Below are 21,985 nucleotides of genomic sequence, written 5' to 3' on the forward strand. Positions count from 1 at the left end.
GCCAAACAATTGACTTTGGGTGGCCGCTGCCCTAAATTGCCGCCCTGACATACGGTGCCTGCTGCCCCCGATGGACTCATCGGTCGGGGCTGAGCAGGTTAAACGGGAAGTCTGGACAATCCAGCGCTGCCCCCGCAACGGTGATCAGAGCGAGGTGTTTTTACGCCGACTCTGTCAGCCCGATACCGGCCCTATGTCGCATTCGTTGATGGAGCGGAGGGCTACCATCCGGCAATTCTTCACGCGCTTTTGGTTCGATCGTTCCAACAGTGCCGCGTCGCTTTGCTTCTCCTCCCTCGATCCCAGTTTAATCGTTTAAACCTCAGGGGTTGATCGTGAACAAAACACTGCTTTCCTCGGCCATCGTGGCCGCCACTCTGGCACTGCCTGTTCAGGCACAAGACACCGATTCTGACGACTACGCCGCGCCCGGCCTGGAGACGCTGACCGTGGTTTCCTCGCGCACCGAAACCGAACAGCGCCAGTTGGGTTCCTCGGTCTCGGTACTGACTGAGACCGACATCAAAGCGCTGGGCTTTCAATCGCTGGCCGATGTCCTGCGTACGCTGCCCTCGGTCTCGGTGACCAATAACGGTGGCATGGGCAAGGCCACCTCGCTGCGGGTTCGTGGCGAGGCGGGCTTTCGCACCCTGGTGCGGGTGGACGGAGTGGATATTTCCGACCCGACCGCCACCCAGGTCAGCAGCCAGGTCCATCATCTGCTCAGCAGTAATGTCGCCCGGGTGGAATTGCTTCGGGGCCCCCAGGGCATGATGTACGGCGCGGACGCCGGCGGGGTGCTGGACATCACCACCGATCACGTCGATGAGGGCCTCAAAGGCGGCGCCAGTCTGGAAACCGGGCGCTACAACACCAAGACCTATTCGGGTCATGTGGGCGGTGGCAATGAGCGCGGAGACTTTTATCTGTCTGGTGCCCGCGCCAGCACTGAAGGTTTCAATTCCCACACCGACGACACCTCGGGCGAAGCCGATGGCTATGAAAACACCACCTTCCATGCCCGGGGCGGTCTCAACCTGAATGACGACTGGCGCGCGCAGGCGGTGTTGCGCGAGACGGACGCCGAGTCGGAGTTCGACCGCTGCGGCTTCCCTGCCATTGACGACTGCATCGGTAACTTTGATCAGCGCAACAGTCGGGCGAGTGTGACCCATACCAATGAACTGGGGAAGAACACTCTGGCCTTTTCCAGAACCGATGTGGCCCGTAAAAATTACGCCGGTGGTGAAGTTTCTTACGATACCGAGGGCGAAATCGCCAAGTGGACGTTCAATGGCAATGCGCAGCTGACCGAGGCCCACGGCGTTGTTTATGGCCTGGAGCAGCGCACCGATCAGGTGCGGGAATTAAAGCGCGATCAGAGTGGTGTCTACCTGGAGTATCAGGGGCAGTATGAGGAGAGCTTTTTTGTCACCGCCGGCGTACGCCGGGACGACAACGACGATTTTGGCGGCTTTACCAGCTACCGCCTGAGCGGCGCCTACCTGATCCCGGAGGTGGGGCGGGGCACGCTCAAGTTGAAGTCCAGTCTGGGCACGGGCTTTCGGGCGCCCAGTCTGTTCGAGATTGATTACAACCGTTCCGGGGATACCCCGATGGAACCCCTGAGCCAGGAAGAGAGCCGGGGCTTTGATATTGGCCTGGAATATTTTGGCGAGACCGGTCTGCACATGGAAGCGGTGCTGTTTGACCAGAAAATCGATGACGAAATCTATTTCGATCTTGAAGGTTTCACCGGTTATCTCCAGGGCGGGCAGGAGAGTGAATCCCGCGGGCTCGAGCTGATTGCCGAAGTGCCGTTGGACGATACCCTCTGGCTCAATGCCAACTACACCCGTGTGGATGCCGAGGCCTCGGACGGCAGCCCCCGGTCGCGCCAGCCCAAGCATCTGTACAACGTCGGCTTCCGCTACTTGCCGCTGGACACCCTGACAGTGTCGCTTAACTGGCGTTCCTCGCAGGATCGTATGGAGGGTGATACCGAACTCAAGGACTACCGGGTGGTGGATGCGAGCGTCCGCTATCAGGCCTTCGATGGCGTGGTGGTATTTGTGCGCGGGGAAAATATCCTGGACGAGGACTATGTGGAAGTGCCCGGCTACAACACCTCGGGGGCGGCCGCCTATGCGGGCGCGGAATTGAGCTTTTAACTTGAGTTGAGCTTTTAACCGGAGAAAGCACCATGACCGACGACTCCAGAAAAGACGCCCGCCACGAAGCGGCGATGAAAAAACAGAAGGCCAAGGTGGATGCCCGCATTGCCGAGGCCGACACCGAATGCGGCGTGGCGGTGCTGCTCACCGGCAATGGTAAGGGCAAATCCAGCTCCGCCTTTGGCATGGTGATGCGCGCGTTGGGCTACGGCCAGAAGGTTGGCGTGGTGCAGTTCATCAAGGGCGAGCAGCTCTCGGGCGAAGAGATCTACCTGCGCGATCACTGCCCCCAGGCGACCCTGTATCAGATGGGTACCGGCTTTACCTGGAACACCCAGGATCGCAGCGGCGACATCGCCGCCGCCGAGCGCACCTGGGCCCAGGCCGAGGCAATGCTGTCCGATGCCAGCATCGACCTGGTCGTGCTGGATGAGATCACCTATATGCTCGCCTACAAATACCTGGACGAACAGAGAGTGATCGATGCCATTCAGAGCCGGCCTCCGGAGCAGAGCCTGGTGGTGACCGGCCGGGGCGGTGGCAGCGCGCTGCAGGAGGCCATGGACACCGTGTCGGAAGTCAAAGACATCAAGCATGCCTTCCGCGCTGGCATCAAAGCGCGCCAGGGTGTGGATTACTAGGGATGCCCACCCTGATGGTGCAGGGAACCAGCTCCGACGCCGGCAAGAGTACGCTGGTGGCGGGGCTGTGCCGTCTGCTGGCCCGCCGTGGCCTGTCTGTTGCGCCTTTCAAACCCCAGAACATGGCACTCAACAGTGCGGTAACCGTCGATGGCGGTGAAATCGGCCGCTCTCAGGCCCTGCAGGCGCGCGCCTGCCTCCTGGAACCGCACACCGACATGAACCCCGTGCTGCTCAAGCCCAACAGCGATACCGGAGCTCAGGTCATCATTCACGGTCATGCGCTGTCGAATATGGAAGCCGGCCGCTACCACGACTACAAACCCCGGGCCCTGGAAGCCGTACTCGCCTCTCACCTTCGCCTGCGCGAGCATTGCGCGCTGGTGTTAGTGGAGGGGGCCGGCAGCCCGGCGGAGATCAATCTGCGCACCAACGACATCGCCAATATGGGCTTTGCCGAGGCGGTGGATTGCCCGGTGGTGCTGGTGGCGGATATCGACAAGGGCGGCGTGTTTGCGCAGTTGGTGGGCACGCTGGAGCTGCTGTCCGAGTCCGAACGCGCCCGCGTCGCCGGCTTTGTGGTCAATCGGTTCCGGGGCGATCTGGCGTTACTGCAACCGGGTCTGGACTGGTTGGAACGCAAGACCGGCAAACCGGTATTGGGTGTATTGCCTTATCTGCATGGCCTCTACCTGGATGCCGAAGACGCGTTGACGGCCAGTCAAAAGCGCCCGGACGCCCGGCTGCGCATTGCGGTGCCGACGCTTTCACGCATCAGCAACCACACCGACTTTGACGCTTTGCGTCTGAACACGGCCATCGAACTGGAATGGGTGCCGCCGGGCCAGCCTCTGCCGGCCTGTGACTGGGTGATTCTGCCCGGCAGCAAAAGTGTGCGTCGCGACCTCGAGCTGCTGCGCGCCCATGGCTGGGAGCGGGACTTGCAACGCCACCTGCGCTATGGGGGAAAGTTGATGGGTATCTGCGGCGGGTTTCAGATGCTGGGCAACCGCATCGACGATCCCGAGGGCATCGAAGGCCAGCCCGGTTCCACTACTGGACTGGGGCTGCTGGATTTCGACACGCGCCTGGAGCGGGGCAAGCAGCTCTGTCGGGTCATCGGGCAGTTGCATCTGCCCGGCGCCGAGCCGGCCGATCTGCGCGGCTATGAAATTCACTGTGGCCGTTCCGACGGTCCGGACTTGGCGGAGCCCCTCTTGCAGTTGCACAAGCGCGGGGGCGATGGCGCCATCAGTCGCGATGGCCAGGTGCTGGGCACTTACGTCCATGGCATTTTTGATCACCCCCTGGCTCAGCGCGCGCTGCTGCAGTGGGCGGGCCTGGATGATGCGCCCACGCTGGCCATTGATGAGCTGCGCGAGCAACAGCTGGAGCGCCTGGCCGACAGCCTGGAGCGGCATCTGGATGTGGATTGGCTGGCGCAGCTGTACCGGGAAGCTCAGCCCCGGTCCGGGCAAAGCCGCCGGGAATTGGGCGATGCATCTGCCGCCGTGACGGTCAACGGGGAGGGCCGCTGACATGGCCGCGCTCGCTCATCAGATTGATCGGCGTCTCTCGCGCCGACGCCAAAGCCTCTGGCTGCTGAGTCTGGCGCTTCTGGTGAGCTTTGTGTTGGCCCTGCTGTTGGGCTCTGTATCGCTGGCATCGCTGGATGTGGCCCGAGCGCTGCTGGGGTTGGAGCTGCCCGGCTATACCGCGCAGATCATCCAGTCGATACGCTTGCCGCGTGCGCTTCTGGCGGCCGGTGTGGGGGCGATACTGGCCATCTGCGGCGCCATCCTGCAGGGGTTGTTCCGCAACCCGCTGGCGGACCCCTCACTGATCGGGGTCACGGCCGGAGCGTCGGTGGGCGCCAGCCTGATGATCGTACTGGGCGCCTCGCTCGGTGGGGCACTCGGTGGCCTGGCCGGCATGTCGCTGGTGTCCATCGGTGCGTTTCTGGGCGGGTTGCTGACGGTCTGGCTGGTGTACCGGGTGGCCACCGGCATCAACGGCACCTCGGTGGCGACCATGCTGCTGATGGGCATTGCCGTTTCGGCGCTCTCGGCCAGCATGACCGGGTTGATGGATTACTTTGCCGACAATGAAATGTTGCGGCGCATGAGCCTCTGGCGCATGGGCGGGCTGGACGGCGCGAACTACCCGCGGGCGCTGTTGGCCGGCGCTGTGCTGGCTCTGTTGTTGTTTACCATCCCCGCTTTCGGTCGGGCACTCAATACCCTGCTGCTGGGTGAATCCCAGGCGCGCCATCTGGGTATTGATGTGGAGCGTCTGAAAACCCGTCTGATTGTGCTGGTGGCGGCCGGCGTGGGCATGGCCGTGGCGGTCTCGGGCAGTATTGCCTTTGTCGGTCTGGTGGTGCCGCACATGGTGCGCCTCTGGGTGGGCCCGGATCACCGCATATTGCTGCCTCTGTCGGCCCTGGGCGGCGCCGTCCTGCTGTTGCTGGCCGATACCTTTGCCCGCACCGCCCTGGCGCCCGCCGAGCTGCCCGTGGGTCTGGTGACGGCGCTGCTGGGCGCGCCTTTCTTTATCTCTCTGCTGCGTCGCCGGCGCGACTTTGAATAAGGGTGACGAATGACCAGACTGCTGGACGTTGAGAATCTGAGCGTGCGCATCGACCGGGCGGAACTGGTCAACGGTGTGTCCTTTGCTGTGGAGCCGGGGGAGGTTCTGGCAATCATAGGCCCCAATGGTGCCGGCAAAACCACGGTGCTGCGCGCCATCAGCGGAGACCTGTCGCCCTCGGCCGGGCAGGCCCGGTTCAACGGTCGCCCCCTGCCTGACTGGTCACCCGCCGAGCGGGCTCTGGCGCTGGCGGTACTGACCCAGTCCAACCCTCTGACCTTTGCCTTTACCGTGGCGGAAGTAGTGGGCCTGGGGCGCACCCCGCACAGCACCGGCGTGGTGATTGACGATCAGGTGTGCCACGACGCCATGGAGGCGCTGGACGTGGCGCATCTGGCCGGGCGGTTTTATCCGTCTCTGTCCGGAGGCGAGAAACAGCGGGTCCAGCTGGCCCGGGTGATGGCCCAGATCTGGCGCCCGGACAGCACTGCCGACCGCCTGTTGCTGCTGGACGAGCCGGTGACGTCGCTGGATCTGGGCCATCAACGCCAGCTGATGCAGGCGGTGCGCACCTTTGCCGACAGCGGTGTGGGTGTGGTCATGGTGGTGCACGACATCAGCCTGGCGGCCGCCTACAGCGATCATCTGCTGGCGTTGAACAAAGGCCAGCGTGTGGCCTATGGTCCGCCCGAACAGGTGGTGACCCAGTCGCTGATCGGGGAACTGTTCGGGACCGAGGTGGAGGTGATCCGCCACCCGCGTACCGGCAAGCCGGTGGTGCTGGCAGACTGAATCGGGAAACAGATCTATGAGACAACTGATACTGGGTGGCGCCCGCAGTGGCAAAAGCCGGCTGGCTGAAGAGCGCGCGCTGGCCTGGGCCGGGCGCGAGGGCGCCGAACGGATCTACCTGGCCACCGCCCGGGTGGGCGACGAGGAGATGGCCCGCCGGGTGAATGTTCATCGGCAGCGCCGCGACGCGAACTGGCTGCTGCTGGAGGAGCCGGAAGATCTCGCTGGCGCCATCGCCCGTCTGAAGCACCGTCGGGCCTGCGTGCTGATCGATTGCCTCACCCTTTGGATCAGCAACTGCCTGCATGCAGGCAACTGGGAAACCCAGCGGGACCGTTTGCTCGAACAGGTGGCGCTATTAGAGGCCGAGCGCTCGCCCCTGGAGTTGATCCTGGTCAGCAATGAGGTGGGATCGGGCATTGTGCCTTTGGGCGCACTGTCGCGCGAATTTGTCGATGCCAGTGGCTGGTTGCACCAGGTGTTGGCCCGACACTGTGAGACGGTCACCCTGGTGGTGGCCGGGTTGCCTCTGGCGCTGAAACAGCCGCAATGACCGGCTGACTTTTCCATAACCGAGTGACGAGTCCATGCATTCAGATGCCTCGCTTGAATGGCTTGATCAACCTGTCGCCCCGATCGATAGCCGCGCTGCAGAGGCCGCTCGACAGCGTCAGGCTCAGTTGACCAAACCGCCCGGCTCGCTCGGGCGCCTGGAAACCCTGGCCGAGCAGTTTGCTGGCTGGCAGGGGCAAGTCCGGCCGGCGCTGGAGCGTATTCGTCTGTGTGTGTTTGCCGCTGATCACGGTATTGCCGCGCGCGGTGTGTCGGCTTTCCCGCAGGCCGTGACCGCGCAGATGGTGAACAACTTCTGTCGCGGCGGGGCGGCCGTGAGTGTCCTGGGCGAGCGCTGCGACGCCGACTTCCGGGTGATCAATCTGGGTTGTGTCGTGCCGCCTCAGCCTCATCCGCGGCTGATCGACCGGACTCTGAATCAGGCCGCCGGACAACAGGGAACGGCCGATTTCTCCGAAGCGGCGGCCATGACCGAAGAGCAGCTGTCTCTGGCCCTGGCCGCCGGACGCGAGCAGGTCGATGATGAGCAAACGATACAACTGTTCATTGGCGGCGAAATGGGGATTGGCAACACCACCTCGGCCTCGGCCCTGGCGGCGGCCCTGCTGGGGCTGGATGCCGGCCGGGTAGTGGGACGCGGCACCGGTATCGATGGCGAAACGCTGGAGCGCAAGCGGGAATTGATTGATTACGCGCTGGCGCTGCACCGGGTGAATACCACACAACCCCTGCAGGCGCTCCGGTGTCTGGGCGGTTTCGAAATTGCGGCGCTGGTGGGCGCCTACGTTCGCTGTGCCCAGCGGGGCATTCCCGTGCTGGTGGATGGCTTTATCAGCACCGCGGCCGCTCTGGTGGCCTGTCGGTTGTGTCCGCCGGTACGGTCCTGGCTCCTGTTCGCCCATCAGTCCACGGAGCCGGGCCATCGACTCATGCTCAAGTTCCTGGAAGCGCAGCCCCTGTTGTCGCTGGAAATGCGGCTGGGCGAAGGCAGTGGCGCCGCGCTGGCGGTGCCCCTGCTACAGAGTGCCCTGGCATTACATTCGCAAATGGCCACCTTCTCCGAAGCCGGAGTCAGTGATGCCTGAGACCCGAATCGATCTGTTACGCCACGGCCAGTGCGAGGGCGGAGAAATCTTTCGCGGCTCCACCGATGTGGCTTTGACCCGCGAGGGCTGGGCTGCCATGCGCTCGTCGCTCGCGGGCCTGGAGCCGGCGCCCTGGCAGCGGATTGTCAGCTCGCCTCTGCAGCGCTGCCGGCGCTTTGCCGAGGCCCTGTCGGACCAATGGGGTCTGCCTCTGACCCTGGAACCGGATCTGCGCGAAATCCACTTTGGCGATTGGGAAGGGCGCGAGTACGCCGATCTTTGGGACAATGACCCGCAACTGCGCCTCTGGGGCGAAGATCCCGAGCGCCATACGCCGCCCAACGGCGAGCCCCTGGCCGATTTTGCGGTGCGGGTCCAGGGCACATTGGAGCGTCTGGTGCGCACTCATTCCGACGAGCATCTGTTGCTTGTGACTCACGGCGGGGTCATTCGGCTATTGCTGACCCAGGCACAAGGCCGTCCACGCTCCGAGGTGCGACAGATGTCGGTGCCCTATGCGCACTTCGCCTCTCTGGGCTGGCGGGAAGGTCGACTGGTTCTGGCGGAGGACAATGGCGGTAAGGAGCCCCGTGGTGAAGGCTGATCTCTGGCAGTCGCTGCTTCTGGCGTTAGGTCTTATGACACGCCTGCCGGTGCACCGGTGGTTGAGTCCCGCCAACGGCGCTGCCACCCAGGGTTGGTCGGCCAGTTGGTTTCCGCTGGTTGGTGCGCTTTTGGGGCTGGTCCTCTGGCTGGCGCAAAGTGCGCTCGACGGCACCTCGCCCCTGTTGGGGGCCTTTGCTCTGCTCGTTCTCTGGGTGGCGCTGACCGGCGCATTGCATCTGGATGGCCTGGCCGACTGTGTGGACGGGTATTTTGCCGGGCACAAAAGCGCCGACGCGTCGCAACGGCGGGATCGGACTCTGGCGGTGATGCGCGAGCCGGCCTGCGGTGCCATGGCCGTGGTGGCGCTGATCGGGCTGGTACTGGGCAAGTGGGTGGCCCTGACCGTTCTGCTGCAAAGCGGCGGCCTCAGCCTCGCCAGTTGGGTGCTCTTGCCGGGGTTGGCCCGGGGTCTGTTGTTGCCCTATATGCTCAGTTGTGACTATGCCCGCGATCGGGGGATGGCGGCCACCCTCAAAGCTCATCTGCCCCGACGAGCGCTTCTCGGTGTCATTCTGGCCGGGGTACTCTCAGCCTTCGCGCTTTGGCCGCTGGGGTTGGCTCTTCTGATATTGGCGGTTCTGGCGGTGTTGACCCTGGGCTGGCGCACGCTCTGGGTTCGTTGCGTCGGAGGTTTTACCGGTGATTGTCTGGGCGGTCTGGTGGAGTTGGGCGAGTTGGCAATACTGCTGGTGTTGGCATTCACCCTGGGAGGGTTGGCATAGATGAGTCTCCCTCTGCTGACAGCAACGGGTCTGCTGGCCGCGTGCGTACTGGACCGGTGTCTGGGGGAACCCAGGCGTTGGCATCCCCTGCTGGGCTTCGGCAGGCTTGCCGCCGGGGTGGAGTCAATTCTCAACCGAGCGGGAAGGGCGGATACCGAGAGTTACCCCTTGGCTCAGCGGCTAAAGGGCTTGCTGGCACTCTTGCTGCTGACGGGCCCCCTGACCGCGCTGGCGTTCTGGATTCAATGGCGACTATTGTCTAGCGGCCTCGGGGCCATGCTTGTTTACGGGGTGGTCGCGTCCTTTGTGCTCTATTGGGCCCTGGGGTGGCGCAGTCTGGTCCAGCACCTGAATGAAATTGAGGCGGCGTTGCAGGGCGGAACCATCGACGAGGCCCGAGCACAGGTAGGGCGGGTGGTCAGCCGCGATTGTGAATCGCTGCAGTGGCCCGATCTGCGCCGGGCGGCGATTGAATCGGGGCTGGAAAACACTTGTGATGCCATTGTCGGGCCCCTGTTCTGGTTCCTGGTGGCGGGTATTCCCGGGGCGGTGCTCTACCGGTTGAGCAATACCCTGGATGCGCTCTGGGGCTACCGGACGGCGCGCCATCGCCACTTTGGCTGGGCTGCAGCGCGTTGGGACGACCTGCTGAATCTCTTGCCGGCGCGTCTGACGGCACTGGCGTTTGCGCTCTCGGCACCGCTGGTCACCGGGTCATGGCGTTCGGTGCCATCGGCACTGAATGCCTGGCGCACCCAGGCCGGAGCCTGTGCCAGTCCCAATGCCGGGCCGGTCATGTGCGCCGGCGCCGGTGCGCTGGATGTCAGACTGGGTGGCCCGACGAGTTATCACGGCGCGGCAGCAGAAAAACCCTGGATGGGCTCGGAGCGCGAACCGGATCAGAGGGATCTGCGGCGCGCCCTGGTGTTGATCAACCACAGTGTTCTGCTGTTGTTGGTCCCCACACTGTTAGTGCTGCTGATTCTGAGCGGAGGCGGCCATGGATAACCGGACTCAACCGCTTTCATCGGCGCCGGTTCACGGCGGGAATCTGGCGCAGGCGCGGGAGTGGTTTGGTGAGCCGGCCGGCGGCTGGCAGGATCTGTCTACGGGCATCAGCCCCTGGTCCTACCCGGTGCCGGATATCCCCAGTGAGGTCTGGCAGCTGTTGCCGGGGGAGGGCACGGCGCTGAAAGCGGCGGCCGCTCAGTACTATGGCGTCGATGGTCGACACATCACGCCTCTGCCGGGCAGTCAGTATGCCATTGCCCGGGTGCCGCATCAGCTGTCTCCGGCTACCGTGGCGCTTCCCGAGCTGGGCTACGCCGAGCATCAGCGCGCCTGGCTGAGCGCCGGCCACCGACCGGTTCTGTATCGTGACATCGACCACCTGATGGAGCTGGTTTGTGAGAGAGCGGTGGAACATCTGGTGGTCTTGAATCCCAATAACCCCGGTGCGGAAACTTCGGGTCGAGAGACCATCCGCCAGTTGTACGATGCCCATCAGCAACGCGGCCTCATGTTGCTCGACGAGGCTTTTGTCGACCTGCAGCCCGAATACAGTGCGGCGGCCTTGATCGAGCATTGTCCCGACCTCTGGGTGTTGCGTTCGCTGGGCAAGTTTTTTGGGCTGGCGGGCATTCGCCTGGGGTTCTTGCTGGGTCGGGCCGAGCGTTGGGGTGTGAGCAGTGCGGTCGCGGCGGAGCTGCAGCCCTGGGGCGTCAGTCATCCGGCCCAGTGGATCGGCTGTCGGGCACTCGGTGACAGCCAGTGGCAAAGCCAGCAGCGCCGGCGTCTGAGTACGGCCTCCCTGGCATTAGAGGCTCAGTGGCAGCGTTATTGTGCCGAGCGTCCCGGCCTTTTTCGCAGCGTTGGCTCGGTGGCCAATGGCGGACTCTTTGTTACGCTGCGCGGCGACTGGGAATCGCTATATGCACTGTATTGTCGCCTCGGCCGCGCGGGCGTTCTGCTGCGCTGGTGCCATGAAGATGCCGAATCTGCCAGTTTGCCCTGGCTGCGCTGTGGTATTCCCTCCGATGGGGGTGAGCGGTTGAAACGAACGTTAATGGAAGCGGGTTCATCATGAGAGTGAAGAGTTCTGGAAGTCTTTTGGGATTGTTGCTGGCGTTGGCGTTGCCGGTTCAGGCCGGCATTGAAGTCACCGATGGTCTGGATCGGAGCGTGACTCTGGAAAAGCCCGCCGAGCGGATCATTGCGCTGGCGCCCCATATTGTGGAGAACGCCTTCAGCGCCGGCGCGGGCGACAAGCTAGTGGCGGCGGTCAATTACAGCGATTATCCGCCCGAGGCTCGCGAGCTGCCACAGCTGGGCAGTTACAAGGCCGTGAGCCTGGAGCAGATACTGGCCCTGGAGCCGGACCTGGTATTAATGTGGGCCTCGGGTAATGGCGAGGAAACCCTGCGCCAGCTGGAGCGTCTGGGGGTGACGGTCTATGCCAGTGAGCCCCGCGAGCTTGAGGATGTGGCCCAGTCGGTCATCGACATCGGTATTCTGGCCGGCACCCGGGAGGTCGCCGAGACCGCGGCGGGTGACTATCTTGAGAGTCTGGAACAGCTGCGTGACCAGTACGCCGAGCGGGACCCGGTGAGTGTTTTCTATCAGGTGTGGAACAAACCTCTGCAGACGCTGAACGATGAACACCTGGTCAGTGCGGTGATCCGCCTGTGTGGCGGTCGCAATGTGTACGCCGATGCAGCACCGCTCGCGCCCAAAATCAACATGGAATCCGTGCTGGATCGGAACCCCCAGGTAATCGTCGCCAGTGGCATGGGGGATGAGCGACCCGAGTGGCTGGATGAATGGCAGGATTGGCCGGATCTGACCGCTGTGCAGGAGGGCAATCTGTTCTTCGTGCCACCGGACATCATTCAGCGGCACACGATCCGTATCGCTCAGGGCGCCAGGCTGTTCTGCGAGCATATCGAAACGGCGCGCCAGCGGCTGGACTGACGGATCCCGGACAGGGACGCCGGGGCTTCCCGGAGCGGCCCTGACTGGCGTATTCTATCATTAGCTGCTTTACTGGAAGCATTCTTGGACCCCCGGCTTGAAGGCACTCCAACTCCAATCGGTTCGATTCAATAGCCTATGATAAAGATAACAAGAGGAAAGCCGCTACCTCAGCAGCTCAAAATCATGGGGCTCGTGAGTGGCCTGGTGGTGCTGGTTGCTCTGGCCATCGGTTTTACCATCGCCGCCGTTCAACTGCAGGCGGCAGCAGCAGCCTACCTGGGAGGGCAGAGTGTCTGGTCCAGAGCCCAGATCGCCAGTGTCCATTATCTGGATCGTTACGGTCGCACAGGCAGCCCCGAAGCGCTTGAACAGGCCAGAAGTTGGCTGACGGTCCCTCTGTCGGATCTGGAAGCCCGCAAGGCGATGGAGCGGGAGCCCCTGGATTATGAAAAAGCCCGGGAGGGAATGATCCGGGGCCGCAATCATCCGGACGACGTGGCCCGTATGATCTGGCTCTTCCGCCATTTTTCTGATGTGGGCCACTTGCACCGGGCTGTGGAGGTGTGGCGCGAATCGGATCAGACCATTCTGGCGCTGGAGCGGATTGCGCACAATCTGGAGACAGAGTGGGGGCGTCCGAGCCCCGAGCCTGAGCGGCTCAGCGCACTGCGTGAAGAACTCGGAGACGTCAACTCACGAGCAGAGCCGCTCACCCGCCGCTTTCGCGAATCGATGACCGAAGCCGCACGCTGGATGACCCGGATTTTGTCCATCACCAGTATTGCCTTTCTTGCCGTAATCGCTCTGGCGGCCTGGCTGATGGGCTGGGGGCTGGTGCGCCTGTTGCGCGGGAGCGAGGAAAAATTTCGGGCGATTTTCGAGCAGGCGGCGGTGGGTATGGCCCAGGTCAGTGAGTCCGGTCGGATTCTCGACGCCAACACCGCCCTGTGTGACCTGATGGCCTACCCGCGCGAGACGCTGCTCGGGCTTCGCTATCGCGACCTGGTGCATCCCGATGACTGGGCTTCGGGCCGGGAGCAGGCGCGGGATGTCATGACCGGTGAATTGAGTAACTACACGCTGGAGCAACGCCTGCTTTCGGGCAGCGGCGTCGCAGTCTGGGCCCGGTTGACCGTGTCCAGAATGACGCACAAATCCCGGGGCGCACCCGATTTCATTGTCATCATGGAGGACGTTTCCGAGTCCCACCGCCTCTCGGTTGAACTCACTCACCAGGCGACCCACGATGCTCTGACAGGGCTGTTCAATCGCCGCGCGTTTGAACGTCGTCTGTCGGAGTCGCTGGCGCGTGCCCGCGCCGAGCAGTCACACCATGTGCTGTGCTTTATTGACCTGGACCAGTTCAAATTGATCAATGACACCTCCGGCCATGCGGCGGGTGATCGGGTTCTGTGTCAGGTTGTGGATATCTTCGAGGAGATTCTGCGCGACGGCGATATGCTGGCCCGGCTGGGCGGGGACGAGTTCGGCATCGTTCTGGAGAATTGCGAGCTTGATACCGCGACGCACATTGTTGAACGGCTACGCCGGGCCCTGGAGGAAACCGCCTTTGTCTGGGACGAGCGTCGTTACAATATCAGTTGCAGTGTTGGGCTGGTGCCGATCACCGCCCGCAGCCAGGATGTGGAAAGCCTGCACCGGGCGGCGGATATTGCCTGTTACATGGCCAAAGAACAGGGGCGCAACCGGCTCTATGTGTCGCGCGAAGATGATCAACAGCTGGTCGAGCAGCGCGGTCAGATGGAATGGCTCAACCGTATTCGCGATGCCCTGCAGGACGACCGATTGTTTCTGGACGCGCAGCTTATCGTGCCGTCAGGGCACAACGGGGAGCTGCGTTACGAGGTGCTGGTGCGCTTGCGCAACGAGGAGGGGGAAGTCGTGCCGCCCGGCACCTTTCTGCCCGCCGCGGAGCGTTTTGGCGCGGCCCACCAGATTGACCGCTGGGTGATCGAGCGGGTGCTCAGTCAACTCGCCGCGCATCCCGAACATCTGGACAAACTGGAGTCCTGCCATATCAATCTGTCGGGCCGCTCGTTCGACCAGCCCGACTTTCAGAGCTTTGTCATTGATGCGTTTGACCGGCATCGGGTGCCCGCCCGAAAAATCTGCTTCGAGATTACCGAAACCGCGGCCGTCAACAACCTGGCCGAGGCCATTGAGTTCATGACCCGTCTGGGGAAGCGCGGTTGCCGCTTTGCCCTGGATGACTTTGGCACGGGGCTGTCATCATTCAGTTATCTGAGGCGTCTCCCCGTGGACTACCTGAAAATCGACGGTATTTTTGTGCGCGATATGGCGACGGACAATACCGATCTGGCCATGGTCCGGGCTATCAATGATATCGGCCAGACCCTGAACAAAAAAACCATCGCTGAATTCGTCGAAAATGATGAAACCACCAGAATGCTGGCGGATATGGGGGTGGATTACTGTCAGGGGTTTGGCCTTCACCGACCCTGTCGTTTCGAAACGCTGTTATGCGAGCGGGCCGAGGGGCCCGCTTCAAAACCGCCGCGCTGATCGGTCAGGCCATTTCCCGCAGCACCTCCCGGTGCCGATCACAGTCACTTTCACTGAACAGCACCAGCCGGATGGTTTTCAGTGAGCTCAGCCGGGGCAGGCTGTCCAGCAGGGTGGCAAAGGCCACTCCGGCCGCGTCTTTCATGGGGTAACCAAAGGCGCCTGTGGAGATGGAGGGAAACGCGATGGAGTTGAGTCCCGCTTCATCTGCCAGACTCAGGGCATTCCGATAACAGTCCGCCAGCAATCGGTCGGAGGGTTCATCGGTGCCGTACACCGGCCCCAGGCAGTGAATCACATGCCGGTTGGGCAGATTGTGAGCCCCGGTTATGACCGCCTGGCCGGGCTTGATGGGCGCCAGCGGGCGGCACTCCTCGTACAGGGCGGGGCCGGCGGCGCGGTGAATGGCCCCGGCTACACCACCGCCAGTGGCCAATTGGGCGTTGGCGGCGTTGACGATCGCGTCCATATCGTCCTGGCGGGTGATGTCGCCCTGAGCGCATTCGATGGTGACGCCATTCCGGCTGATGGCAAAAGGACGCTTGTCGCTCATGCGTTCCTCCATTTTCCGGGGTTGGGAAGAGGGTAGGGACTATTGTGGCTGTGCCCGCTGACGCTGTCGAGGGTTTCTATCTCAGCACCGACCTCCGGCCCAGAGCTGTGCTGTGTACCGAAAGGGCGCACAGCGGGTGGTGACAGAGCAGGGGAAAATGCTAGTATCTCTTTTTTCTTCTGTCACGGCGCCCGCCCCGGCGCTTGAAAATAACAATGAGGTAATCCAGTGTCCAAACAACTACTGATCTACAACAACATCCAGCCCGTTTCCAGCGAAGCGCACCGCGACTGGTCGATCCATATTGACAATCACGCCTTTACCCGCGAGTTGAATTCCGTGCCACTGCTGGCCACCGAGATTGCCTCTGTCGCGCGTGAGCTTCCGGTCATTTTCGCCAAAACCCAGGATGATGGCGGCTATGTACCGCTGGGCGTCATGGGGCTGAAAAAGGGCCAGAACCTGTTTCTGGACGATAAAGAGCGCCTGACGCTGCGTTACGTGCCCGGCTTTATCCGTCGCTACCCCTTTGCGTTTGCCAATGATGGCAAGAGTGAGAACTTCACCCTGTGCATTGATGACCAGTTTGAGGGATGGAGCAAAGACGGCACTGAAGGCAAGCGCCTGTTCACCGAGAGCGGCGAGCAGACCGAAGAGCTCAAAGGTGTCATGGAGTTTCTGAAGGACTACCAGTACCGCGCTGAGCTGACCAATGTATTCTGCAAAAAGCTGGCGGAGCTGGAACTGCTTGAGCCGATGGAAGCGAACATCAAGCTCAAAGATGGCCAGGAGGGCGGCGGCTTCAATCTGACCGGTTTTTACGTGGTCAACCGGGACAAACTGAAAGCCCTGAAAGACGAAGAAGTGCTGGATTTGTTCAAAAAAGACGGTCTGGAGTTGATCTTCAGCCACCTGCAATCACTGCAGAATCTGAACGGTCTGGTCAACAAGTACGCCGAACAGACCAAATCCCAGGCGGCCTGATTCTCCCGGGGTTATCAAAAAGCCGGCGCTTTTGCGCCGGTTTTTTTATGCGTCTTTATCAACGGATCCGCACGGTCAGCACGTCGCAGTGGGCTTCGTGGATGATATCCGAGGCCGTCGAGCCCAGCAGGCGTTTGATGGCTGTCTCTCCGTGGCTGCCCGAGACGATGATTTCCGCCCCCAGCTTGTCCGCGAGGTAAGTAATCTCGCTGGCCGGATCGCCAAAGACAATATGGAAGTGATCCGGGGGCAGGGTGATACCCTCGACCAACTGGTGCAGCTCGGGGTAGATCTCCTGGCGCACCTGAAGCTCCCCATGGCGATGGTTTTTGCCGGTTGCGCTGCCCAGCGCTGTCACGGGCCTCTCGGCCACATGCACCAGATGGAGCCGGCTCCAGTCCCCTTCGCACAGGCGTTTCGCCCGGTCGATGACAGTCACCGAGTCGGGGCTCAAGTCCAGAGCGGCGAGAATAATAGAATAGTGGGGCATACTCATTCCTATCCCGGGTTGTAGTGGCGTCATTATCGGTAACCGCGTATAACTGATAGTGTAGTCTATGATCTGAAGCGGCCCAAAATCAGTAGTTTACGTGCTGTAGGGGTAGAGCCCAATGCCTGTTCTGACCGGAATTGGTCGGCCAGGCGGGCCACCCGAATAGGATGTTCCGATACTCAACGGCTTGGGGGTTATGCCATGAACACAGAGTCAGGCAGTCAACGACAGATACTGCTCACCGGTGCGACAGGGTTTATTGGCGTTCCCCTGTGCAAGGCATTGCTGGAACGGGGCAACAGGCTCACGGTCTTGACGCGAGACCCCCGCAAAGCCAGAAAGGTGTTGGGCGAGTCGGTAACCCTGGTTACCCGTCTTGATGAGCTGCCGGACACGGCATTTCAGGCAGTCATCAACCTTGCGGGTGAACCTCTGGTGGGCCGTTGGACCGAACGGCGCAAGGAGGAGATCCGCCGCAGCCGGATCGGTCTCACTGAGGCGTTGCTGGATCATTTTCACGAGCGTGAACACTTTCCCGAAACCCTCATCAACGGCAGTGCCGTTGGCTATTATGGCGATGGCGGGGAGCAGCCGCTGACCGAGATTGATGGCAACGGCCAGGGCTTTGGGGCCGAGCTGTGCCGGGACTGGGAGGCGGTCGCGGAGCGCTTTGGTGATCAGGGCGCGCGGGCCTGTCGCCTGCGTACGGGCATCGTGCTGGGCAAAGGCGGCGGAGCCCTGCAGGCCATGTTGGTGCCGTTCAAGCTGGGTCTGGGAGGACGCCTGGGCCGGGGCCGTCAGTGGATGTCGTGGATACACCTCGAGGATATGGTCTCACTGATCCTGTTCTGCCTGGACAACCGGGAGATCTCCGGCCCGGTCAATGCCACTGCCCCCAATCCGGTGACCAACCGCTATTTTACCCGGACCCTGGCGAGGGCCTTGCACCGCCCCGCGATCTTCCATACCCCCGCTCCGGTGTTGCGTCTGGTGATGGGTGAAATGGCCGACGAGCTGCTGCTGGTCAGCCAGCGGGTGCTGCCGGAAGTGGCGGTATCAGCGGGCTTCCAATTTCAACATCCCGAGCTGCCCATGGCGCTGCAGGATATCCTCAGAAAAAAGTGAAACCTCACTTGAAAACGGTGGGAGTGTCCCTATTAAAAGATCAGGCCCGCTCGACAGAGGGGCCCGGTTGGCAGCCGACGACTTCACGCTGAAGCGATGACTGTCAATGTCACTCAACGAGTGATCACTTGATCGAATGATAGGTTTTCACTGATATTGCTCTGAAAGAGGATATGATTATGCGTAGCTTGGATTTTGCACCCCTTTACCGTTCCGCGATTGGTTTTGACCGTATGGCCAACCTGCTCGATAACCTGAGCCGCAGCGAACAGAACCAACCCAGTTATCCCCCCTACAACATCGAGTTGACCGGGGAAGACCAGTACCGGATTACCATGGCCGTGGCCGGGTTTGATCGCTCTGAACTGAACATCGAAGTGAACCAGAACAACCTGACCGTCTCGGCCAACAAGGCGCCCGAGCAGGAAGAGCGCCAGTACCTGCACCAGGGCATTGCCGCGCGCAACTTCGAGCGTCGGTTCCAGCTGGCCGACCATGTCGAGGTGCGCTCCGCCACCTTTGAAAACGGCCTGCTGCACATTGATCTGAAGCGCGAAATCCCGGAAGCCATGAAGCCCCGCACCATCCAGATTGACGACGCGGTGGGGCAGGATGCCAAAAGTGACAACGTTAAACAGGTGGCGCACGAACAGGAGTCACAGAAGGACACCAAAGCCGCTTGAATGACCGCCTGACAAGCTCCCCGGGAGCTTGATCGACAAGGCGCCGGTTTCCCACCGGCGCCTTTTTTATGGGCGCACGAATACTGGCCGCACAGCCTACTGGGTATCGGCGCTGAACAACTTGGCCCTGACCGTGGCCCGGTATTCGCTCGGGGTAATGGCCAGTTGTTTTTTGAACAGGGCCGTGAAGTAGCCCGTGTCCTGGTAGCCGACCTTGTCGGTAATTTCCCCGATGGTCAGGTTGCTGGTTTTGAGCAGATCCCGCGCATTGTTGATCCGGATTTCCTGTAAGTACTCCAGCGGTGTCTGGCCGGTGGCCGCCTTGAAGCGTCGGTTCAGGGTTCGCGTGCTCATGCCGAACCGACTGGCCACCTGGGCCAGGCTCACTTCTCTCGGGTAATTGTCCTGCAGCCAGAGTTGCACCTGCACAATGTCCTCATCCGGATGGCGGCTTTTGGCCTGCTCGAAGTAGCCGCTGTTTTCGTAAGAGCGGCGGATTTCATGGGAGAAGTGCCGCTCCACATGGCTGGCAATGGCCTTGCCGTAGAGCCGCTGAATAAAGTGAACGGTGAGGTCGGCCAGAGAGTTGACGCTTGCCGCGCAGTAGAGGTTGCCCGCCTGGGTGATGAAGTATTGGCGCTTGAGCAATACCTCGGGGTAGTCGCGCTGGAACTGGTCGAAGTAGTGCCAGTGGGTCGTGGCCGGTTTGCCTTCAAGCAACCCCGCTTCGGCCAGAAAGCAGCAGCCGGTGCCCACCGCATTGATCAGCGCCCCGTTCTGGTACTGCTCCCGCAGCCAGCTCAGAATCGCGCCCGAGCGCCGGATGACAGGCCGGGGGTTGCGCCACAGGCCCGGCACATAGACCAGGTCCGGGGACGGGGCCTCTGCCAGGGAGAAATCGGGCGTCAGGCGCAAGCCAGAGCGGCTGACCACCGACTGTCCGCTCAGGGAGGCGGTGCTGAGCTCCAGGCCCAGGGTCGAAGTCTGACGGTGTTGCCCCCTCTGGCTGGCGCTCTGCGCGGTCAGCAGCATTTCCATCGGCAGGGTGGTGCTGGTGGCGAGCATGTTGTCGCTGAGCAGGAAAACAATCTGGACGGGGCTGGGTTGCTCTTGGGTTGTGGCCATGGCGTCTGGTCGGCTTTTAAGTCAATGAAATCGGGTCGTCGGGCTGAATTGGCCCTTTCCGGTGACGGTTTGACTAAAATACCATATGTATTGGCCAGTTTGTCCATGACAATTGCGCGGCATACCAATACACTTCTTGCCTATTTATGACCATTGTAACCTCGGTGCCTGATTCGTCTGCGCACTATGGCTCCGGGTTTACGCATCGTGTCGGGAGTTTGCTATGTCTTCATTGCCAGTTATCGTCGGGTTTGGTGGGTTCAATGCCGCCGGCCGCAGCTCGGGTCATCACGCCTATCGGCGCATGGTGATCGAGAGCCTGCCTGACGAACAGCGGCGGGAGACACTGGCCGGCCTGGCGGTGATGATGGGGCTGGTGTCCTACCTTGAGGGTGCCTACCGTGATGAAGACGATCGGCCCTACAGTCTCGAAGAGATTGAGCGCCAGTTTGGCCCGGCCATCCTGGAAGGAACCCTGATTCGCCGGATTGACCCGGCGTTTTTTGATGTGGACGCCGCTTACTGGCAGAAGAGCGCCAACCTCAATGGCAGCGGCGAGGCCCTGAGCTTTGAGCTGAGTCAGCGCGAGCTGCCCGAGCCGGTGCCTTCGGATTGGCAGGTGACCGAGTTGGACGAGCGACGCGTCCGGGTCACGCTCACCGGTTCGGTCAATGTCAAATGGGAGAGCTATCGGGAGTTGCCGGTGAAATCGGCCGGACAGTTGCCCCAGGGGTTCGACCCCGGCTCACTCTACAACTCCCGGTTTCATCCCCGCGCGCTTCAGCTGACCGTCATCGGTGCCTCGGACGCGGTGCAGTCCATGGGGCTGCCCTGGAAGAAAGTCGCTGACGCCGTGCGTCCCGACCAGATTGCGGTCTACGCCAGCAATGTGATGAGCCAGATGGACGACGACGGCTTCGGTGGCCTGCTGCAGTCACGTCTCAAGGGCGGACGGGTCAGCACCAAACAGTGCCCACTGGGGCTCAACAGCATGCCGGCGGACTTCGTCAACGCCTACATCATCGGCAGTGTCGGTCATACCGGCGCGATTGCCGGCGCCTGCGCCTCTTTCCTGTACAACCTGAGTGCCGCCGTCGATGATATCGACAGCGGTCGTTGCCGCGTGGCGGTGGTGGGCAACGCCGAGGCACCCATTACCCAGGAGATCATCGACGGCTACGCCACCATGGGCGCCCTGGCCGCCGAAGACAAACTGAAGAAAATTGACGGCAGCGATACCACCGACCCGCGTCGCACCAGTCGGCCTTTTGGCGAAAACTGCGGTTTTACCATCGCCGAGGCCAGTACCTACGTGGTCCTGATGGACGATGCTCTCGCTCTGGAGCTGGGCGCCGACATTCACGGCGCGGTCAACGATGTCTTTATCAACGCCGATGGTTTCAAAAAGTCCATTTCCGCGCCCGGGCCCGGCAACTACATCACCATGGCCAAAGCGGTTGCCTCGGCGCGTGCCATCCTGGGCGATGAGGCCATCCGCAAACGCTCCATGATCCAGGCGCACGGCTCCAGTACCCCACAGAACCGGGTGACCGAGTCGGAGATTTTCGACAAGGTAGCGCGGGTGTTCGGCATCGAGAACTGGCCGGTATCGGCGGTGAAGGCCTTTGTGGGGCACTCCCTGTCCTCGGCCAGCGGCGAGCAGCTGATCGCCAGTCTGGGTGTGTTCAAATACGGCTGGATCCCCGGCATCAAAACCATTGATCGGGTGGCCGAGGACGTATTGGGCGAGCGCCTGACGCTGCCGTTGCAGGACCTGGATCGGCGCGACAACCCCATCGATGTGGCTTTTCTGAACTCCAAGGGCTTCGGTGGCAACAACGCCACCGCAAGCCTGCTGTCGCCCCGCGTGGCCGAGCAGATGCTGCGCCGTCGCTATGGCGAGGAGGCGTTTGCCGACTATGTACAGCGCCGGGAGGCCGTGCGCGAAAAGGCGGCTGAGTACGATCAGGGCGCCGTCAAAGGCGACTTTGACACCCTCTACCACTTCGGTCAGGGCATGATTGACGAGAGCCTGATCGAGCTGGACGAGCATTCAGTGAAATTGCCCGGATTCGAGCAGAGTATCGATCTGGATCTGCCCAACCGCTTCGCCGATATGTCCGGGAAGTGACGTAGTGGGGCCAATTCACCGACAATAGCACCCATCCGGTTGCATTTCGGTCTATACAAAGGCCCATCTATCCCTTAAAATACCGCGCCTTTCGCACCCAGTGTGTGATTGGCTCTGTTCACCGGGCGTCGA

Annotated in this window: 20 protein-coding genes and 1 riboswitch; of the genes, 17 read left to right on the forward strand and 3 right to left on the reverse strand. The window is 61.9% G+C overall.

The window, feature by feature from the left end:
• Nucleotides 1–35: 35 nt before the first annotated feature.
• Nucleotides 36–208, forward strand: a riboswitch (cobalamin riboswitch).
• Nucleotides 209–335: 127 nt separating this feature from the next.
• The 13 genes from AAE484_RS12105 to AAE484_RS12165 all read left to right on the forward strand — a co-directional run bounded on the left by AAE484_RS12105 (nt 336) and on the right by AAE484_RS12165 (nt 14,759).
• On the forward strand, nt 336–2,171 hold the full coding sequence (locus AAE484_RS12105) for a TonB-dependent receptor plug domain-containing protein (RefSeq protein ID WP_341938656.1): 1,836 nt from the start codon (nt 336–338) through the stop codon (nt 2,169–2,171).
• A gap of 32 nt (nt 2,172–2,203) precedes the next feature.
• Nucleotides 2,204–2,815 carry a cob(I)yrinic acid a,c-diamide adenosyltransferase gene (cobO, locus tag AAE484_RS12110; RefSeq protein ID WP_341938657.1) on the forward strand — a complete coding sequence of 204 codons (612 nt, stop codon included), beginning with the start codon at nt 2,204–2,206 and terminating at the stop codon, nt 2,813–2,815.
• A 2-nt stretch (nt 2,816–2,817) separates the two neighbouring features.
• The gene (locus tag AAE484_RS12115; protein ID WP_341938658.1) at nt 2,818–4,353 is read left to right on the forward strand and encodes a cobyric acid synthase; all 1,536 of its coding nucleotides are present in this window, start codon (nt 2,818–2,820) and stop codon (nt 4,351–4,353) included.
• A gap of 1 nt (nt 4,354) precedes the next feature.
• Nucleotides 4,355–5,404 carry a FecCD family ABC transporter permease gene (locus tag AAE484_RS12120; protein WP_341938659.1) on the forward strand — a complete coding sequence of 350 codons (1,050 nt, stop codon included), beginning with the start codon at nt 4,355–4,357 and terminating at the stop codon, nt 5,402–5,404.
• 9 nt (nt 5,405–5,413) lie between these two features.
• Nucleotides 5,414–6,196, forward strand: coding sequence for a heme ABC transporter ATP-binding protein (locus AAE484_RS12125; protein ID WP_341938660.1), 783 nt, complete (start codon nt 5,414–5,416; stop codon nt 6,194–6,196).
• A 16-nt stretch (nt 6,197–6,212) separates the two neighbouring features.
• A complete protein-coding gene (gene cobU / locus AAE484_RS12130) occupies nt 6,213–6,749 on the forward strand; it encodes a bifunctional adenosylcobinamide kinase/adenosylcobinamide-phosphate guanylyltransferase (RefSeq protein ID WP_341938661.1) in 537 nt (178 codons plus the stop codon).
• Between the two features lie 34 nt (nt 6,750–6,783).
• On the forward strand, nt 6,784–7,854 hold the full coding sequence (cobT, locus tag AAE484_RS12135) for a nicotinate-nucleotide--dimethylbenzimidazole phosphoribosyltransferase (RefSeq protein ID WP_341938662.1): 1,071 nt from the start codon (nt 6,784–6,786) through the stop codon (nt 7,852–7,854).
• Nucleotides 7,847–8,458: an alpha-ribazole phosphatase gene (gene cobC / locus AAE484_RS12140; RefSeq protein WP_341938663.1), complete on the forward strand. Its 612-nt coding sequence runs from the start codon at nt 7,847–7,849 to the stop codon at nt 8,456–8,458. The genes cobT and cobC overlap by 8 nt, the downstream gene beginning before the upstream one ends.
• Entirely contained in the window at nt 8,448–9,242 is a 795-nt protein-coding gene (locus AAE484_RS12145; RefSeq protein WP_341938664.1) for an adenosylcobinamide-GDP ribazoletransferase, read from the forward strand. The genes cobC and AAE484_RS12145 overlap by 11 nt, the downstream gene beginning before the upstream one ends.
• The gene (cbiB, locus tag AAE484_RS12150) at nt 9,243–10,250 is read left to right on the forward strand and encodes an adenosylcobinamide-phosphate synthase CbiB (RefSeq protein WP_341938665.1); all 1,008 of its coding nucleotides are present in this window, start codon (nt 9,243–9,245) and stop codon (nt 10,248–10,250) included.
• Nucleotides 10,243–11,328, forward strand: coding sequence for an aminotransferase class I/II-fold pyridoxal phosphate-dependent enzyme (locus AAE484_RS12155; RefSeq protein WP_341938666.1), 1,086 nt, complete (start codon nt 10,243–10,245; stop codon nt 11,326–11,328). Before cbiB ends, AAE484_RS12155 begins: the two co-directional genes overlap by 8 nt.
• The gene (locus tag AAE484_RS12160; protein WP_341938667.1) at nt 11,325–12,212 is read left to right on the forward strand and encodes a cobalamin-binding protein; all 888 of its coding nucleotides are present in this window, start codon (nt 11,325–11,327) and stop codon (nt 12,210–12,212) included. The genes AAE484_RS12155 and AAE484_RS12160 overlap by 4 nt, the downstream gene beginning before the upstream one ends.
• 138 nt (nt 12,213–12,350) lie before the next feature.
• Nucleotides 12,351–14,759: a putative bifunctional diguanylate cyclase/phosphodiesterase gene (locus tag AAE484_RS12165; protein WP_341938668.1), complete on the forward strand. Its 2,409-nt coding sequence runs from the start codon at nt 12,351–12,353 to the stop codon at nt 14,757–14,759.
• Nucleotides 14,760–14,763: 4 nt separating this feature from the next.
• Here AAE484_RS12165 and AAE484_RS12170 read toward each other — a convergent pair whose 3' ends face one another.
• Nucleotides 14,764–15,312: a macro domain-containing protein gene (locus AAE484_RS12170; RefSeq protein WP_341938669.1), complete on the reverse strand. Its 549-nt coding sequence runs from the start codon at nt 15,310–15,312 to the stop codon at nt 14,764–14,766.
• A gap of 228 nt (nt 15,313–15,540) precedes the next feature.
• Here AAE484_RS12170 and AAE484_RS12175 point away from each other — a divergent pair, with 228 nt between their 5' ends.
• Nucleotides 15,541–16,296 carry a SapC family protein gene (locus AAE484_RS12175; RefSeq protein ID WP_341938670.1) on the forward strand — a complete coding sequence of 252 codons (756 nt, stop codon included), beginning with the start codon at nt 15,541–15,543 and terminating at the stop codon, nt 16,294–16,296.
• A 58-nt stretch (nt 16,297–16,354) separates the two neighbouring features.
• Here AAE484_RS12175 and AAE484_RS12180 read toward each other — a convergent pair whose 3' ends face one another.
• Nucleotides 16,355–16,786, reverse strand: a complete 432-nt coding sequence (locus AAE484_RS12180) for a universal stress protein (RefSeq protein ID WP_341938671.1) — start codon at nt 16,784–16,786, stop codon at nt 16,355–16,357.
• A gap of 204 nt (nt 16,787–16,990) precedes the next feature.
• Between AAE484_RS12180 and AAE484_RS12185 the strand changes: the two genes are divergently transcribed.
• Together AAE484_RS12185 and AAE484_RS12190 are read left to right on the forward strand one after the other, a co-directional pair.
• Complete coding sequence (locus AAE484_RS12185) at nt 16,991–17,914, forward strand: TIGR01777 family oxidoreductase (protein ID WP_341938673.1); 924 nt, start codon at nt 16,991–16,993, stop codon at nt 17,912–17,914.
• Between the two features lie 179 nt (nt 17,915–18,093).
• Nucleotides 18,094–18,597: an Hsp20 family protein gene (locus AAE484_RS12190; protein WP_341938674.1), complete on the forward strand. Its 504-nt coding sequence runs from the start codon at nt 18,094–18,096 to the stop codon at nt 18,595–18,597.
• Nucleotides 18,598–18,693: 96 nt separating this feature from the next.
• On the opposite strand, the gene AAE484_RS12195 is transcribed toward AAE484_RS12190, so the two are convergent.
• Nucleotides 18,694–19,722, reverse strand: coding sequence for a GlxA family transcriptional regulator (locus AAE484_RS12195; RefSeq protein ID WP_341938675.1), 1,029 nt, complete (start codon nt 19,720–19,722; stop codon nt 18,694–18,696).
• A gap of 223 nt (nt 19,723–19,945) precedes the next feature.
• Here AAE484_RS12195 and AAE484_RS12200 point away from each other — a divergent pair, with 223 nt between their 5' ends.
• Nucleotides 19,946–21,853: a beta-ketoacyl synthase gene (locus tag AAE484_RS12200; protein ID WP_341938676.1), complete on the forward strand. Its 1,908-nt coding sequence runs from the start codon at nt 19,946–19,948 to the stop codon at nt 21,851–21,853.
• Nucleotides 21,854–21,985: the final 132 nt, after the last annotated feature.

Origin of the sequence: Marinimicrobium sp. C2-29, assembly GCF_038419845.1 — a bacterium.
GTDB lineage: Bacteria > Pseudomonadota > Gammaproteobacteria > Pseudomonadales > Cellvibrionaceae > Marinimicrobium.

Coding starts and splice junctions, on each gene's coding strand:
- AAE484_RS12170 (WP_341938669.1), bottom strand. CDS start 15,312: ATGAGCGACAAGCGTCCTTTTGCCATCAGCCGGAATGGCGTCACCATC.
- AAE484_RS12195 (WP_341938675.1), bottom strand. CDS start 19,722: ATGGCCACAACCCAAGAGCAACCCAGCCCCGTCCAGATTGTTTTCCTG.
- AAE484_RS12115 (WP_341938658.1), top strand. CDS start 2,818: ATGCCCACCCTGATGGTGCAGGGAACCAGCTCCGACGCCGGCAAGAGT.
- cobO (WP_341938657.1), top strand. CDS start 2,204: ATGACCGACGACTCCAGAAAAGACGCCCGCCACGAAGCGGCGATGAAA.
- AAE484_RS12120 (WP_341938659.1), top strand. CDS start 4,355: ATGGCCGCGCTCGCTCATCAGATTGATCGGCGTCTCTCGCGCCGACGC.
- cbiB (WP_341938665.1), top strand. CDS start 9,243: ATGAGTCTCCCTCTGCTGACAGCAACGGGTCTGCTGGCCGCGTGCGTA.
- cobC (WP_341938663.1), top strand. CDS start 7,847: ATGCCTGAGACCCGAATCGATCTGTTACGCCACGGCCAGTGCGAGGGC.
- AAE484_RS12160 (WP_341938667.1), top strand. CDS start 11,325: ATGAGAGTGAAGAGTTCTGGAAGTCTTTTGGGATTGTTGCTGGCGTTG.
- AAE484_RS12155 (WP_341938666.1), top strand. CDS start 10,243: ATGGATAACCGGACTCAACCGCTTTCATCGGCGCCGGTTCACGGCGGG.
- AAE484_RS12165 (WP_341938668.1), top strand. CDS start 12,351: ATGATAAAGATAACAAGAGGAAAGCCGCTACCTCAGCAGCTCAAAATC.
- AAE484_RS12185 (WP_341938673.1), top strand. CDS start 16,991: ATGAACACAGAGTCAGGCAGTCAACGACAGATACTGCTCACCGGTGCG.
- AAE484_RS12180 (WP_341938671.1), bottom strand. CDS start 16,786: ATGCCCCACTATTCTATTATTCTCGCCGCTCTGGACTTGAGCCCCGAC.
- cobT (WP_341938662.1), top strand. CDS start 6,784: ATGCATTCAGATGCCTCGCTTGAATGGCTTGATCAACCTGTCGCCCCG.
- cobU (WP_341938661.1), top strand. CDS start 6,213: ATGAGACAACTGATACTGGGTGGCGCCCGCAGTGGCAAAAGCCGGCTG.
- AAE484_RS12200 (WP_341938676.1), top strand. CDS start 19,946: ATGTCTTCATTGCCAGTTATCGTCGGGTTTGGTGGGTTCAATGCCGCC.
- AAE484_RS12190 (WP_341938674.1), top strand. CDS start 18,094: ATGCGTAGCTTGGATTTTGCACCCCTTTACCGTTCCGCGATTGGTTTT.
- AAE484_RS12125 (WP_341938660.1), top strand. CDS start 5,414: ATGACCAGACTGCTGGACGTTGAGAATCTGAGCGTGCGCATCGACCGG.